This is a genomic window from Kribbella sp. CCNWLW201 (genome assembly GCF_037203805.1).
GTDB lineage: Bacteria > Actinomycetota > Actinomycetes > Propionibacteriales > Kribbellaceae > Kribbella.
Map to the genome: position 1 here is coordinate 422,398 of NZ_JBBCBQ010000002.1, position 14,566 is coordinate 436,963.

The 14,566-nt window shown below is 68.4% G+C and carries 17 protein-coding genes; 10 read left to right on the plus strand and 7 right to left on the minus strand.

Translation table 11 applies throughout. The features are described from left to right. Window positions 1-5: 5 nt before the first annotated feature. Together V9K99_RS11810 and V9K99_RS11815 are read right to left on the minus strand one after the other, a co-directional pair. Complete coding sequence (locus V9K99_RS11810) at window positions 6-1,166, minus strand: sensor histidine kinase (RefSeq protein WP_337004086.1); 1,161 nt, start codon at window positions 1,164-1,166, stop codon at window positions 6-8. Between the two features lie 41 nt (window positions 1,167-1,207). After that, window positions 1,208-1,864 carry a response regulator transcription factor gene (locus V9K99_RS11815; RefSeq protein WP_337004088.1) on the minus strand — a complete coding sequence of 219 codons (657 nt, stop codon included), beginning with the start codon at window positions 1,862-1,864 and terminating at the stop codon, window positions 1,208-1,210. Between the two features lie 113 nt (window positions 1,865-1,977). Between V9K99_RS11815 and V9K99_RS11820 the strand changes: the two genes are divergently transcribed. Genes V9K99_RS11820 through V9K99_RS11835 form a run of 4 tightly spaced genes read left to right on the plus strand, consistent with a single transcriptional unit; the run spans window position 1,978 to window position 5,430 of the window. Next, the gene (locus V9K99_RS11820; protein WP_337004090.1) at window positions 1,978-2,490 is read left to right on the plus strand and encodes a hypothetical protein; all 513 of its coding nucleotides are present in this window, start codon (window positions 1,978-1,980) and stop codon (window positions 2,488-2,490) included. Next, entirely contained in the window at window positions 2,490-3,542 is a 1,053-nt protein-coding gene (locus V9K99_RS11825) for a peptidoglycan-binding protein (protein ID WP_337004092.1), read from the plus strand. Before V9K99_RS11820 ends, V9K99_RS11825 begins: the two co-directional genes overlap by 1 nt. Beyond that, on the plus strand, window positions 3,539-4,204 hold the full coding sequence (locus V9K99_RS11830) for an ABC transporter ATP-binding protein (RefSeq protein ID WP_337004094.1): 666 nt from the start codon (window positions 3,539-3,541) through the stop codon (window positions 4,202-4,204). Before V9K99_RS11825 ends, V9K99_RS11830 begins: the two co-directional genes overlap by 4 nt. Next, complete coding sequence (locus V9K99_RS11835) at window positions 4,201-5,430, plus strand: ABC transporter permease (RefSeq protein WP_337004096.1); 1,230 nt, start codon at window positions 4,201-4,203, stop codon at window positions 5,428-5,430. The genes V9K99_RS11830 and V9K99_RS11835 overlap by 4 nt, the downstream gene beginning before the upstream one ends. Here V9K99_RS11835 and V9K99_RS11840 read toward each other — a convergent pair. Further along, entirely contained in the window at window positions 5,427-6,377 is a 951-nt protein-coding gene (locus tag V9K99_RS11840; RefSeq protein ID WP_337004098.1) for a complex I subunit 1/NuoH family protein, read from the minus strand. The two genes, V9K99_RS11835 and V9K99_RS11840, sit on opposite strands and share 4 nt — an antisense overlap. Before the next feature lie 61 nt (window positions 6,378-6,438). On the opposite strand from V9K99_RS11840, the gene V9K99_RS11845 reads away from it, so the two are divergent. Beyond that, complete coding sequence (locus V9K99_RS11845) at window positions 6,439-7,599, plus strand: SDR family oxidoreductase (RefSeq protein WP_337004100.1); 1,161 nt, start codon at window positions 6,439-6,441, stop codon at window positions 7,597-7,599. Window positions 7,600-7,888: 289 nt separating this feature from the next. Here V9K99_RS11845 and V9K99_RS11850 read toward each other — a convergent pair whose 3' ends face one another. The 4 genes from V9K99_RS11850 to V9K99_RS11865 are packed head-to-tail and all read right to left on the minus strand — an operon-like array spanning window position 7,889 to window position 10,923. Further along, window positions 7,889-8,761, minus strand: a complete 873-nt coding sequence (locus V9K99_RS11850; RefSeq protein WP_337004102.1) for a GNAT family N-acetyltransferase — start codon at window positions 8,759-8,761, stop codon at window positions 7,889-7,891. 53 nt (window positions 8,762-8,814) lie between these two features. Then, a complete protein-coding gene (locus V9K99_RS11855; RefSeq protein WP_337004104.1) occupies window positions 8,815-9,510 on the minus strand; it encodes an NADH-quinone oxidoreductase subunit C in 696 nt (231 codons plus the stop codon). Continuing rightward, a complete protein-coding gene (locus V9K99_RS11860; protein WP_337004106.1) occupies window positions 9,507-10,064 on the minus strand; it encodes an NADH-quinone oxidoreductase subunit B in 558 nt (185 codons plus the stop codon). The genes V9K99_RS11855 and V9K99_RS11860 overlap by 4 nt, the downstream gene beginning before the upstream one ends. 4 nt (window positions 10,065-10,068) lie before the next feature. Beyond that, window positions 10,069-10,923, minus strand: a complete 855-nt coding sequence (locus V9K99_RS11865; RefSeq protein WP_337336388.1) for an alpha/beta fold hydrolase — start codon at window positions 10,921-10,923, stop codon at window positions 10,069-10,071. A gap of 73 nt (window positions 10,924-10,996) precedes the next feature. On the opposite strand from V9K99_RS11865, the gene V9K99_RS11870 reads away from it, so the two are divergent. The 5 genes from V9K99_RS11870 (at window position 10,997) to V9K99_RS11890 (ending at window position 14,372) form a co-directional block, all read left to right on the plus strand. Further along, a complete protein-coding gene (locus V9K99_RS11870; RefSeq protein ID WP_337004110.1) occupies window positions 10,997-12,460 on the plus strand; it encodes a purine-cytosine permease family protein in 1,464 nt (487 codons plus the stop codon). After that, window positions 12,460-12,999: a cysteine hydrolase family protein gene (locus V9K99_RS11875; protein WP_337004112.1), complete on the plus strand. Its 540-nt coding sequence runs from the start codon at window positions 12,460-12,462 to the stop codon at window positions 12,997-12,999. The genes V9K99_RS11870 and V9K99_RS11875 overlap by 1 nt, the downstream gene beginning before the upstream one ends. Window positions 13,000-13,006: 7 nt before the next feature. Beyond that, on the plus strand, window positions 13,007-13,714 hold the full coding sequence (locus V9K99_RS11880; protein ID WP_337004114.1) for a GntR family transcriptional regulator: 708 nt from the start codon (window positions 13,007-13,009) through the stop codon (window positions 13,712-13,714). Between the two features lie 155 nt (window positions 13,715-13,869). Beyond that, window positions 13,870-14,028 (plus strand): hypothetical protein, encoded by a 159-nt coding sequence (locus V9K99_RS11885; RefSeq protein ID WP_337004116.1) that lies wholly within the window; start codon window positions 13,870-13,872, stop codon window positions 14,026-14,028. Between the two features lie 215 nt (window positions 14,029-14,243). Beyond that, window positions 14,244-14,372 carry a hypothetical protein gene (locus V9K99_RS11890; RefSeq protein WP_337002311.1) on the plus strand — a complete coding sequence of 43 codons (129 nt, stop codon included), beginning with the start codon at window positions 14,244-14,246 and terminating at the stop codon, window positions 14,370-14,372. Window positions 14,373-14,566 lie beyond the last annotated feature (194 nt).

The following is a 14,566-nucleotide window of genomic DNA, read 5'->3' on the forward strand; positions in this document are numbered from 1 at the left end:
CGCCCTCACCCCGGATCGACAGCTAATGACACAGTAATTTCCAATCCACCGCCCTGCCGAGGTATCGCGAGCACGGCTCCGTTGTGGGCTTCTGCTACTGAGCGGACGATGGACAGGCCCAGGCCGGCGCCTTTGCCGCCGACGAGGCGTTCGGCGCCCAGGCGGTAGAAGGGTTTGAAGAGGGATTCGACTTCGTACGGCGGGATGTCGGGTCCCGTGTTCGTCACGACGACCTCTACCCGGTCGCCGACCGTCTTGCTGATCACCCGGACCCAGCGGTCGCCGTCCGGCAGGTTGTGCCGGATTCCGTTCTCCACCAGGTTGTGTACCAGGCGTTCGAGCAGCAGGGCGTCGCCGCGGGTCGGGGCCTCGCCAGGTCCGCGGATCACCTCGACCCCGGCCGCGGCCGCGTCGGCGGAGACCTGGCCCGCGACGTGGTTGACGATATCGCCAAGGTTGACCGGGTAAACAGTTTTGAGCTGCTTCTCCGAGTCGGCCAGGATCAGCAGACCCTCGATCAGTTGCTCGTGGCGCGCGTTGATCGTGAGCAGGCTCTCGCCCAGTTCCTTCACATCGGCGGACGCCGTACGGCGATGCATCGCGACCTCGACCAGGGCCCGGCCGAGGGTGAGCGGCGTACGCAACTCATGGGAGGCGTTGGCGACGAACCGGCGCTGGCCGTCGAACGAGTGGTCCAGCCGCTCGACCATGGTGTCGAAGGCGTCGGCCAGGTTCTTCACCTCGTCGTCAGGCCCACGAAGGTCGATCCGCTCGTGCAGGGCCGCTGGTGACGCGGCGATGCGTCGTGCGGTGTCGGTGACCCGGTGCAGCGGTGCCAGCACCCGTCCGGCGACCAGCCAGCCGAAGCCGGCCGCCAACGCGCCGACGACCACCAGGGCGATGCTGCCCTGGGTGAGCAAGGACTTTGTTGCCGCCTGCCGTACCTGCTCCCGCTGCTCCCGAATCACCTGCTCGGCGGCCGGTCCGGTCAGCGTGTCGCCGTCCTTGTTCAGCACGAACAGTTGGTTCGGCGGCTTAGGTGTCGGACTCGCACCAGGAGAAGGCGAGGTGACGTACGTGCCCTGCACCAACACCCGATAGCCCCCGGTGAGGTTGTTGCTGAACAGCACGTAGGTGACACCCAGCAGCAGTACGCCGGCGACCATGAACAGGCCGGCGTAGATCAGCGTCAGTCGTCCTCGAAGGGTCAGGCGATGCGATAGCCGACGCCGGTGACGGTTTCCACCAGTCCCGGCTCCCCCAGCTTCCGCCGCAGCTTCAGGATGGTCAGCCGGACCGCCCCGGTGAACGGATCCACGTGCTCGTCCCATGCCTTCTCCAGCAGTTGTTCGGCCGAGACGGTCGCGCCGTCGGCTCGCAGCAGTTCCGCCAGTACGGCGAACTCCTTCTTCGACAGCGGTACGTACCGCCCGTCCCGGAACACCTCGTGCCGCGCCGGGTCCAGGGTCACTCCGGCACGACGCAGTACCGGCGGATCCGCCGGACGACTCCGCCGCCCCAGGGCCAGCACCCGCGCAGCCAGCTCGGCAAAGGCGAACGGCTTGGTCAGGTAGTCGTCAGCACCCAAGCCCAGTCCCTCCACCCGGTCAGTGACAGCAGCCGCGGCCGTCAGCATCAGCACCCGTGTGGTCGACCCGGACTCCACCAACCGGCGGCACACGTCGTCCCCGTGTACGACGGGGATGTCGCGGTCCAGCACGAGTACGTCGTACTCGTTCACCGTCAGCCGTTCCAGCGCCGCGCCGCCGTCGCCGGCCACGTCGACGGCATGTGAGTCGTCCCGCAACCACTCCGCGATCGCTGCCGCCAGCAACGGTTCGTCCTCGACCACCAGAACCCGCACGTCACCCATGATCCCCGACGCCGGTGTTTCCTCCGTGTTATCGCGCTCGGAAACGGCAGGGAAACGGCCCGCGGCGAAGGCTTGGCGGCCAGAACCGACCCCAAGGAGATGTGATGCGCAAGACCACTCTGGCCGCGGCTGCACTGGCGGCCGTCGTACTGCTGACCGGCTGCGGCTCGGAGGAGCCCGACAACCAGGTGGCCTCAGGAGCCGGCGCTCAAGCAGGGGCTACCGCACCCACGAGTGCGACGCCGAGCCTGAGCCGGGACGAGATGGCGATCAAGTTCACCCAGTGCCTGCGTGAGCAGGGGCTGAACGTGCCGGACCCCGAGCCGGGCAAGGGTCCGATGCTCAAGTTCGACAGGGGCTCGGGCGTCACGCAGGAGAAGGTCCAGCAGGCGATGGACGCCTGTAAGGAGTTCAACCCGCAGGGCGAGAGTGGTCCGAACCCGCAGCAGGAGGAGAACGGCCGCAAGTTCGCCGAGTGCATGCGCACCAACGGCGTGGAGAAGTTCCCGGACCCGAAGCCGGGTCAGCGCGGCATCATGATCGGCCCGGGTGTGGGTGACGACCCCGACTTCCAGAAGGCGCAGGAGACCTGCCAGCCCATCCTGGCGGGTAAGTGATGCGCAGAGCACTGACCGCTGTGGTCGTCCTGGCCGCCGGAGGGGCAGCGAGCGCCTTCCTGGTGAACCGGGGCGACACCAGCCAGGCAGCGGACCAGACGGCCGCCGCAGTACCCGTCAACACCGCCAAGGTCGCGCAACAGACACTCAAGGACACCGAGACGGCAGACGGCGAACTCGGCTTCGGTACGACGTCCGCCGCGGTCAACCGCACCGCCGGAACCATCACCGGCGTACCCGACAGTGGACAGGAACTCCGACGCGGCAACACCGTCTACAGCGTCGACAACAAGCCCACCACCCTCCTGTTCGGCGCTCTGCCGGCGTACAGGAGGCTCGCAGACGGCACCGAGGGTACGGACGTCCTGCAGCTTGAGCAGAACCTCAGTGCGATGGGTTACACCGGCTTCACCGTTGACGACGAGTACACCGACGCGACAGCCGAGGCGGTCGAGGAGTGGCAGGAAGACCTCGGTCTGGACGAGACAGGTGTCGTCGAACTCGGCAGTGTCCTGTTCGCACCCGGTCACATCCGGGTGGACAGCGTGGAGGCGCAGGAGGGCGCACCACTCGGCCCCAACCAGAACGTCCTCACCTACACCGGGACCAAGAAGGCCGTGACGGTCCAGCTCGACGCCGCCGACCAGCGCCTGGCGAAACCGAACGCGAAGGTCGACGTCACCCTCCCCGACGGCGCGACCGTGCCGGGCCGGGTGGAGAAGGTGTCGACGGTGATCATCCCGGCCGAGAGCCCGGACAAGGACCCGGAGACCAAGGTCGAGGTGATCGTTGCCATCGACAACCAAAAGGCGGTGGCGGCCTGGTCGCTGGCCTCCGTCGACGTCACCTTCACCGCGTCGGAACGCAAGAACGTGCTGACCGTCCCGGTGTCCGCGCTGGTCGCCTTGCGCGAGGGCGGATTCGGCGTCGAGGTCTCCGACGGTACGGCGTCGCACTACGTACCGGTGAAGACCGGGCTGTTCGCGAACGGTCAGGTCGAGATCAGCGGCACCGGGATCAAGGCCGGCACCGTGGTGGGGATCCCCAAGTGATCGAACTGACCGAGGTGACCAAGGTGTACCCGGGCGGCGTGACGGCCCTCGGCGGGGTCAGCGTCCGGATCGACCGCGGCGAACTCGTCGCGATCGTCGGGCCGTCCGGCTCGGGCAAGTCGACGATGCTCAACGTCCTCGGCACCCTGGACCGGCCGACCTCCGGCACGGTCCGGATCGACCGGTACGACGTGGCGCGGTTGTCCGACTCGGGTCTGTCCGCGTTGCGGGCGACCCGGATCGGGTTCGTGTTCCAGCAGTTCCATCTGGCCTCCGGCGTACGGGCGCTGGACAACGTGGCGGACGGTCTCCTGTACTCCGGGTTGCGGCCGTCGGTACGGCGGAAACGGGCGGCTGCTGCATTGGAGCGGGTCGGTCTCGGGCACCGGATGGACCACGAACCGCATGAGCTCTCCGGCGGTGAGCGGCAACGGGTCGCGGTGGCGCGGGCGGTCGCGGGCGAGCCCGCCGTACTGCTGGCCGATGAGCCGACCGGGGCGCTGGATTCCGCGTCGGGAGCGGGAGTGATGCAGTTGCTGCGCGATCTGCATGCGGCGGGCACGACGGTCGTCATCATCACCCACGACCGGGACATCGCGGCGTCACTCCCCCGGCAGGTGCGGATGCGGGACGGCCGGATTCTCGAGGAGGTGCTGACATGAGCGGCGAGCCGACGCCGGCGCGGAGGGCCGGCGAGTTGAAACCGGCGAAGCTGTGGCCGCGGGATGTCGTCAGAGTCGGGGCGGTCGGGCTGCGGACCCGGCCGATGCGGGCCTTCCTGTCCGCGCTCGGCATCGCGATCGGGATCGCGGCGATGGTCTCGGTGGTCGGCATCTCGTCGTCCTCGCGGGCCGAGCTGGACGGCCAACTCGATGCGCTGGGCACCAATCTGCTGACCGTCGCGCCGGGTACCCGGCTGACCGGCGAACAGGCCCAACTGCCGCTCACCGCGGAGGCGATGGTCGGCCGGATCAAACCGGTCCGGACACAGTCGGCGGTCGGCCGGGTCGACGACGCGTCGGTCTACCGGAGCAACAAGATCCCGGCGATCGAGACCAACGGCATCATCGCGTACGCCGCCCGGTCCAACCTGCTCGACACGATCGGCGCGACCGTCCGCAGCGGCAAATGGATCGACGCGGCGACCGGCCGCTACCCGGCGACCGTGCTCGGGGCGAGCGCCGCCGAACGGCTGGGCATCACGAAGGCGGGTCCGGACACTCAGGTGCTGATCGGCAACAAGTGGTTCACGGTTCTCGGCATCCTCGAGCCGGCCGCGTTGGCTCCCGAGCTGGACAGTGCCGCGCTGATGGGGTGGCCCGCGGCGGACACCACGCTCGGCTTCGACGGGCATCCGACCACCATCTACACCCGATCGGACGACAAGCTGGTGGAGGCGGTCCGATCGGTGCTCGGGGCAACGGCCAACCCGGAGGCACCGAACGAGGTCGAGGTGTCCCGGCCGTCCGACGCGCTGGCCGCCAAGCAGGCCGCGGGTGAGGCGTTCACCGGGCTGCTGCTCGGACTCGGCGCGGTCGCGCTCCTCGTCGGCGGGGTCGGGGTCGCGAACATCATGGTGATCTCAGTGCTGGAACGACGGGCGGAGATCGGGTTGCGGCGGTCGCTCGGTGCGACGCGGGGCCAGATCCGGACCCAGTTCCTCACCGAGTCGCTCCTGCTGTCCGCACTAGGCGGCGTCGGCGGCGCCCTCCTAGGATCCGCAGTCAGCGCCGGCTACGCGTCGTACCAGAACTGGCTCACGGTGATCCCGCTATGGGCCCTGGCCGGCGGTATCGCAGCCACCCTGATCATCGGCGGCCTAGCCGGCCTCTACCCCGCAATCCGCGCGTCCCGCCTGTCACCGACGGAGGCCCTAGCAACACCTTAGAAGAAGACAGTGACCCCGATGCCGGTGAGTGCTAGTTGGAGGAGTGCCACCGGCACGAGGGCCTGCCAGGCCAGTTTCTGGAGTTGGTCGGCGCGCATGCGGGGGAACGAGACCCGGACCCAGATCACTACGACCGACACGAACGCGATCTTCAGGATCGACCAGATCCAGCCGATGGAGTCCGGCCCGGGGCCACTCCAGCCGCCGAGGAACAAGACCGTGGTGAGGCCGGCCAGTACGACGATGCCGGCGTACTCGGCGAGCAGGAACATCGCGAACCGGAGACCGGTGTACTCCGTGTACGGACCGAAGATCACCTCGGAGTCCGCGACCGGCATGTCGAACGGCGGTCGCTGCAGCTCGGCGAGGCCGGCGATGAAGAACACGATCAGGCCGGGCAGTTGCCAGAGCAGCCACCACGGGTTCCAGGCATCCGCGATGCCCGTGAGGCTCAGCGAACCCGCCGCGACCGCGACACTCGCGGCCGACAGCACGAAGGGCAGCTCATAGCTCATCAGCTGCGCCGCGACCCGGAGACCGCCGAGCAGGCTGTACTTGTTGCCGCTCCCCCAGCCCGCCATCAGCGAGCCGAGCACGCCGATGCTCATCACAGCAAGCACGAAGAACAGACCGGAGTCCAGGTCGGCGCCGACGATGCCGGGCGCCAGCGGGATCGCGGCGATCGCGGCCAGGTACGGCAGGATCGCGACAATCGGGGCCCACTCGAACACGCGCCGATCCGCGGCGGCCGGGACCACGCTCTCCTTCTGCACGAACTTCACGCCGTCCGCGACCAGTTGAGCCCAGCCGTGGAACGCACCGGCGTACATCGGGCCGAGTCGCGACTGCATGTGCGCCATCACCTTGTGCTCGGCCTGACCGACCAGCAAGGGCGCCACCAGGAAGGCGACCACGACGGCCACCACCCGCACCACGAACTCGACCATGACGGCACCCTACCGACTCCAACTTGACCTCAACCAAGGTTGAGGCCGAAGGGTGGGTCATATGGAGATGCAGAAAACCACCGTTCTCGTCACTGGAGCCACCGGGCGCGTCGGCCGGCATGTCGTGGCCGGCCTGCAAGCGGCCGGTGCGACGGTCCGGGCCTTGGTCCGTACGCCGGACCTGGCCGGCCTGCCACCGGACGTCGAACTGATCCAGGGCGACGTCTACGATCCAGCCGCCGTACGGCGCGCCGCGGATGACGTGGACGCGGCCTTCCTGTTGTGGCCGTCGTTCAGCGCTGATGGAGCTGCGCCGATCGTCGCGGAGTTGCCGCGGCGGGTCGTGTACCTGTCGTCGTTGAACGCGTCGGCCGGTGGGGTGTGGGGCGATGTCGAGGAGCTGCTGCGCAAGGAGGGCAAGGACTGGACGTTCCTGCGGCCAGGCGGCTTCGCCGTGAACGCGCAGGGTTGGGCCGAGGAGTTCCGCACCGGCGACGTCGTCCGGTTGCCGTCCCCAGAGGCCGGCCGGTCCCTCATCCACGAACGTGACATCGCGGCGGTCGCCGTACTGACGTTGCTCGACGATCACCACATCGGCCGGACCTACGACCTCACCGGCCCCGAGGTCCTGACCCAGGCAGAACAGGTCGCAACCATCGCGCGTGCCATCGGCAAGCAGATGCGAGTGGAAGAGATGCCCGCCACCGAAGCCCGCCAGGCGATGCTCGACATCGGCGCCGACCCGGACCTTGCCGACAGCTCAGTCGCCTACTGGGCCTCCCTGGTCGAAAACCCCGAACCAGTCACCACCACAGTCACCAAACTCACCGGCCACCCCGCACTGACCTTCGCCGAATGGGCCGAGGACCACGCCGACGAGTTCCGCATCCTCACCACCGCCGAGGTTGCCAGCCGCTACGTCACCGCCCTGAAGACCGGCCGCGTCGACCAGGCCCTCGCGCTGACCGCACCCGAGACGGTCCGCGTCGCACCCCTCGAAACCGGTGGCGAGGAGATCGAGGTCAAGGGCGCCGACGCCATCCTCGAGAACGCCCGCCGCCTGAACGCCGACGTCGAGTACCTGGCCATCCACCTCGTCGGCCCCTCCTCCTCGACAACCGCTTCGCCGTCCGCTTCACCTTCGACCAACTCAACGTCCGCACCGGAAAGCACTCCCAAACCACCAAGCTCTCCCTCTGCACCGTCACCAACGGCCAGATAACCCGAGAGGAAGTCTTCTACTACACCCCGCCGCACTCCTGAGATCACTGGAATGCGTGGAAGGGGGGTGCGACGAGCGACGTACTGCCTTAGTGCACATCGACAGGACGTATACGCCCACGACCGGCCACGCCCCGCGTGAGCCCATCGGGTATCCAGCCCGATCGCCGGACACCTCCTGTCGAACTGCACCAATCACACCGGACCGCCCGATTCGGCAGGGCAGATCCCCCGCTCCGGCAGGTACTCGGCACGACGACAAACCTGAACTGGATGCGGCACTAGCTGGGTCAGGGGTGAGGTAACGGAAGCTGAAGCCAGCCGCCTATGTCTTGGCGGCCGGCGTTCAGGGCGGCGGTTCGGGCGCCGGTGTTGGCGGCGTGGATGGTGCCGGTGAGGATGCGGGACTGGTCGGGGAGGGATGCGGCCAGGAGGGTGCTGAGGTGGGGACCGTAGCCGTGGCCTCGGTGGGTAGGGGTGAGGATCAGCTCCTGGACGACGTACGACGGAAGGCCAGTGCCGTTCGAGTTGTCGAGGGTCACGGACACGTAGCCGGCCCACTCGCCGTTGACGGTGACGTCGAAGAGCAGGCCCGCGTCGGCCGCCTCCTGCAGGTCGTCGCGGTCTTGGATGGTCGCCTGCGACCGGTGCTGCGGATGGGCGGCGTCCACCGCGTCGTACGCCTGCTGCGCCTCGTCGTAGTGGTCGACACCCTCAGCACGGGTCAGTGCGAGACCCGGAGGTACGTCGCGAGGCTGCAACTGACTGAGCGGCGCGCCAAGGAACCGGCGGTCGGGATGCGTACCGCGCATCCGCGGCTCGGCGCTCCACAGGCGGACGTAGCGCGGGTGGTGCACGCCGTACGCCTCGAGTGCGGCTGCGGCCAACGCAGGGAGATCCGTCCTACGGGGTGACCGGCTCATCGGCGTCGCGTCGACGAACGGCTTGCTCGGATCCAGGCCCTCGAAGCGCATGCTGAACATGACGCCCAGGTCACCGACAGGCACCCAATAGTTGAGCATCGACTCCGCCGGCTGCCCAGGCGCGAACCGCTCGGCTCGTTCGGCAGCGATGGCGAGATCCGTCGCGAGCAACACGTCCACTTCTTCGTGCTGCTTGGTGAAGGCCGCCAGCAGAGTGGCGTCATCCACCCAGGTACGCACCAGCGGATGCTGGCGTTCGAGCGTGTATTGCGCCAGTTCTGCCGCGGTGGGGATCACGCGTCTGGCGGAGCTTCGGTTTGTTTGCGGGTACGACGCTCCGCACCGGCGCGACGTGGACGCGCCGGGGTGGACGCCGCCTGGGCCGGCGCCAACGGATCCGGGTCGGGAGAGCCGGGCGGGCGCGGACCCCACGTCTCGGGGTCGGGAACACCAGGAGGAAGCGTGCGTCGACGACTGGGTGCGCCGTGCGAGGGAGCGTGATCGGATTCGCCGGGCTCCTTGGCGCCGGGCCACGGTTTGGCGACCCGCGAGGCGAGGACGAACTCCTTGCGCAGCGGGTTGCCTTCGAAGCCGTCGGGAAGCAGCAGCGGCTGCAGATTCGGATGGTTTTCGAAGGTGATGCCGAACATCTCGTACGTCTCACGCTCGTGCCAGTTGGCCCCGGCGTACAACTCGGACAATGTCGGCAGGACCGGCTTGTCCCGCGGGATCAGCGTCCGCACCAGCAGGTGGTCGACATGCGACCCGCCCCAGAAGTCGGCCAGATGCGTCACCACCCGGAAGCCGTCACCGAGCTCGTCCGAAGCGGTCAGGAAGTCGAAGAACGTCAACCCGACCGCGTCCCGCAACACCTCGTGCGCCGTCACCCACGACTCCGCCGGTACGTCGACCGCCGCCGGACCGAAGCTGTCCGCCGACGTCGCGGCGATCCCGGCGCCGGTCAGCGCATCCAGGGCGTCGTTGCTCAAGGCGTCACCAGACCGCGGGTCAGCGCTGCCGCGGACGGCTCGTCGTACCGGCTCGGCATGTTCTCGCCGGCGATCTTCTCCTGCAGTTTGAGGATGCCCTGCAGCAGCGCCTCCGGCCGCGGCGGGCAGCCGGGCACGTAGACGTCGACCGGGATGATCTGGTCGACACCCTTGGTCACGCAGTACGAATCCCAGTACGGACCGCCCGAGTTCGAGCAGGAGCCGAACGAGATGACGTACTTCGGCTCCGGCATCTGGTCGTAGAGCCGCTTGATCGCCGGCGCCATCTTGTCCGTCACCGTGCCCGACACGACCATCAGGTCGGCCTGCCGCGGCCCGGGCGCGAACGGGATCACGCCGAGCCGGATGAAGTCGTGCCGGCCCATCGACGCGGCGATGAACTCGATCGCGCAGCAGGCGAGACCGAAGTTGAACACCCAGAGGGAGTACTTGCGGCCCCAGTTCAGCAGGTACCGGACCGGCTCGGGCGCGAGCTTGGCCAGCGCACCCACGTCCGGGCGCACGATCGGCAACGGCAGCTCGGTCTGGGCCATGAGGTCAGCCTAGTCCGACAATCTCCTCCGCGAGGATCTCCGGGTATTCCAGCGGCGCGTAATGCCCGGCCCCGTCGACGAACCGCAGCCGTACGTCGCTGAAGAAGTCGTCGAGCCGATCCGACCACGCCCGCGGGAACAGCGGGTCGAACTCGGGCCACAGCACCACCGTCGGTACGCCGATCCGGTCGTACGACGCCGGTGCCGACTCGGCCGCCGACATGGCCACCGCCCCCGCACCGGCCCGGTACCAGTTGATCGACGCCGTGAACGCACCCGGCACCGCATACGCCTCGACCAGGTGATCCAGTTCCGGCTCGAACCCGGGCCCGGACCAGTGCGCCCAGAAGTGCTGCAGATACGACCGGACCGCGTCGGGATTGCCGTCGATCAGCTCCTCGATCACCGGCAGCTTGTGAAAGGCCTGGTACCAGAACTCGGCCTGCGCGTGCTCGGAGAAGACCCGCTTCCCGATCCCCGGCAGCGGCGGTGCCACCACCAGGCCGCGGACCAGGTCGGGCCGGCTGCGGGCAATACCCTGCGCAACCCGGCTGCCGATGTCGTACCCGGCGAGGACCGGCCGCTCGAGCCCGAGTTCCTCGATCAGCCCGACCACGCTGCGCCCCTGCCCCGCGACGCCGTACTGCGAAGCATCGCCGAGCGGCTTGTCCGACTCGCCGAATCCGCGGAGATCGGGAACGACCACCTCGAATCCGCGCTCGACCAGGATCGGCGCCAACCGGCGATAGTCGGTGCGGTCGCCGGGCCACCCGTGCAGCAGCACCACCGCCGGCCCTTCCCCGGCCCGGTCGTACGCCAGCCTGAATCCGTCCACCGCGTTGGTCAGCATGCCGCTCATTCTTGACCACCCAGGGGCCCAGGCCTACCGTGATTGGACAGGACTGGACAGGTTCATTCGGGTTGGAGACGGCATGGCCGATCAACTGGGGGTGCGGGGTCCGGAGTCGCGGGCGCTCGCGGTGGAGAGCAACGGGCTGAACGTGATCGCCGACGAGGAGCGGAAGGGCCGGCCCAGTCAGCTGTTCTGGCCGTGGTTCGGGGCGAACGTCTCGGTGCTCGGCCTGAGCTACGGCGCGTTCGCACTCGGGTTCGGCATCTCGTTCTGGCAGGCACTGATCGGCGGCCTCGTCGGCATCGTGTTTTCGTTCCTGCTCTGCGGGCTGATCTCGCTGGCCGGCAAGCGCGGTTCGGCGCCGACGATGGTGCTCAGCCGTGCCGCGTTCGGTGTCCGGGGCAACAAACTGCCGTCGCTGGTGTCCTGGCTGCTGACGGTCGGCTGGGAGACGGTGCTGACGATCCTGGCCACCCTCGCGACCGCGACGGTGTTCGAGCGGCTCGGCTGGGGTGGCGGCGGTCTGACGAAGGTGATCGCACTGGTCGTCGTCGGTGTGCTGATCGTCGCTTGCGGCGTACTCGGGTTCGACCTGATCATGCGGGCGCAGACCATTATCACGATCGTCACCGGCGTCCTGACGATCGTCTACGTCATCCTGGTCGCCGACCGGATCAACTGGAGCACGGTGTCGGGGCTGCCGAGCGGCTCGAGCCAGCAGATGATCGGCGCGCTGGTGTTCCTGATGACCGGCTTCGGCCTCGGCTGGGTCAACCTGGCCGCGGACTACTCGCGTTACCTCCCGCGGCAGTCGTCCGGCGCGGGCGTGGTCGGCTGGACCACCTTCGGAGCGTCCGTCGCACCGGTGATCCTGTTCGGCTTCGGACTCCTGCTGGCCGGCTCCTCGACCGACCTGAGTACGGCGATCGCCGCCGACCCGATCGGCGCACTCGCGGAGGCGTTGCCGACCTGGTTCCTGGTCCCGTTCGTGATCGTCGCCGTACTCGGTCTGGTCGGCGGCGCCGTACTCGACATCTATTCGTCCGGCCTGGCCCTGTTGTCGATCGGACTGCCCGTACCCCGGTACGTCGCCGCGTTCATCGACGGGCTGGTGATGATCGCCGGAACCATCTACGTGGTCTTCTACGGCGACGAGTTCCTCGGTGAGTTCCAGGGCTTCCTGATCACCCTCGGGGTCCCGGTGGCGGCCTGGTGCGGCATCATGCTCGCCGACCTGGTGAGCCGGCGGCGCGACTACGCCGAGGCCGACCTCTACGACCCGCGCGGCCGGTACGGCGACGTGCGCTGGCTGCCGGTGCTCACCATGATCGTTGCCACCGGCATCGGTTGGGGCCTGGTCACGAACACGCTGGCGTCCTGGCTGACCTGGCAGGGATACCTGCTCGAGCCGTTCGGTCTCGGTGGCAAGGATGGCGCCTGGGCCTACGCGAACCTGGGTGTGCTGTTCGCCCTGGTGGCCGGCTTCGTGGTCCAGTTGGCCGGCGGGATGTCCGCCGTACGCAGGCAGGAAAGGGCGGCGTGATGGGGCCGGTTCTCGCACTGATCGACCTGCAGCGGATCTTCGCCCGCCCGGATTCGGCCTGGGCAGCGCCCGACTTCCAGCGGGTGATGGAACCCACCAAGAAGCTGATCGAGATCCTCTCGCCGCAGGTGATCTTCACCCGGTTCGTCGCGCCGGAGAAACCAGTCGGTTCCTGGGTGACGTACTACGAGCTCTACCCGTTCGCGCTGCAGCCGCCGGATTCGGCCGACTACCAACTGGTCGACGAGTTCAGGGGCGCGCCGACGCTGGACAAGACCACCTTCGGCGCCTGGGGGCCCGAGTTGGCGGAGCGGGTCGGGCCGGGCGGTCACCTGGTCCTGGCGGGCGTGACCACGGACTGCTGCGTGATCACCACCGCCCTGGCCGCGGTCGACGCCGGCGTGTACGTCCAGGTGGTCGAGGACGCGTGTGCCGGCTCTGACGACGAGAGCCACCGGAAGGCGATCGACATCATGCGGCTCTACTCGCCGATGCTGGAGATCGTGACCGCCGATCACTTCCGCAGGCTGAACCCGTGAGCCGCCGATGCCAGAGATCTCGCTGAAGCACGAGCGGATCGCAGCCGTGCTGGCCCGGGAAATCCGTTCGGGCCTGGTACGGCGGGGTGCGCAGCTGCCCGGTGAGGTCGAGCTGGCCAAGCGCTTCTCGGTCAGCCGGAACACGATCCGCTCGGCGCTCGCCGTACTGACCGAGGACGGGCTGATCGCCACCCGGACCGGTAAGGGGTCGTTCGTGCTGTTCGACGGGCGGCCGCTGGACGGCCGGCTCGGGTGGACGCACGCGCTGGCCGAACAGGGTGTCGAGACCCGGATGCGGACGGTGAAGATCGCGCTCGAACAGGATCCGGAGCTGGCCGAGCGACTCGGGCTCGGGTCGCCGGAGGTGATCGTGATCGAGCGACTGCGGCAACTCGCGGACGGCCCGGCGATCTCGATCGAACGCAGCCGGATCCCGGCCCTGAAGTCCTTGCGAGACCTACCCGAACGCGGGCTCGAGAACGGCTCGATCACGGCCACCCTGCACCGCGCCGGGTTGCACCTCGACCACTGTGAGCAACGCCTCCGCGGCCGCCCACTGGACGCCGCCGAGGCCGGGCTGCTCGGTCGTCCGGAGGGCACCTGGTTCCTGCACACCGAACGAACCAGCTGGACCGCCGACGACACCTTCGCCGAGCACGCCGACAGCCTGCTGGATCCCGAACACTTCGAACTAAGCCTCACCTACACCACCTAGCCCCCGCGCACCACGCAGCGACGAGGGAGTGGCTGCGTAGTACGCGCGGGTGGGTCTAAGGCACCCGTTGCCCTCGGGCATAGGGAGTAGTGCCGATGTGGGGGGCCTCCTCAGGCGAGCACTGTCTAGTCATCGACAAGCTCCCGGAGGAGATCATGTCTCTCTACTCACCCGACTTTGTCCGGGCAGAGATGAAATACCGCCAGGACCGCATCAAGCGGGACTTCCAGCGCCCCGCATGGCTCCAGCGCAAGCCCAAGCGGCAGGCGCCCGAGCCCTACGCCCCCGAGCTCCGCGCCCGCCCCGCGATGTGAGCACACAGTCACCCCCACCCCGGCGCGGCCGGCTCCCCCACGAGCCGGCCGCGCCACCTCTTTCCAGGGGTACCTAGACGCCTCCTACGCCGTACCTCACCTCCCTAGGACCTCCTAGGGACCAGGGATAGGGAGGAGTTCCGATGTGTGGGCCTACCTCAGACGAGCACATTTAACGCATCGGCAGGAAGCCGACAGACACCAAGGAGCAACAGATGTACACGAACGAATCGGTCAAGGCAGAGGTCGACTACCGCAGGGAGCGCCTCAGCCGTGACTTCCGGCACCACCGGACCACCCGGACCCGCCGGAACCTCGTCCACCTGTTCGGCCGGAAAGCCTGAAGGGAGGGAAACCATGTTTACGACACCTCAATCGGTCAAGGCGGAGACCACGTACCGCCAGCAACACCAGTACCGGGTGACGACCCGCCGGGAGCGCTCGGAGCGCACCCCGCAGCCTGAGCCGCGGCACGCTCGCCGGGCCCTCCGACCCACTCACGCGGCATGACCGCCGAGACCGCCGTCTCTGACCCGAT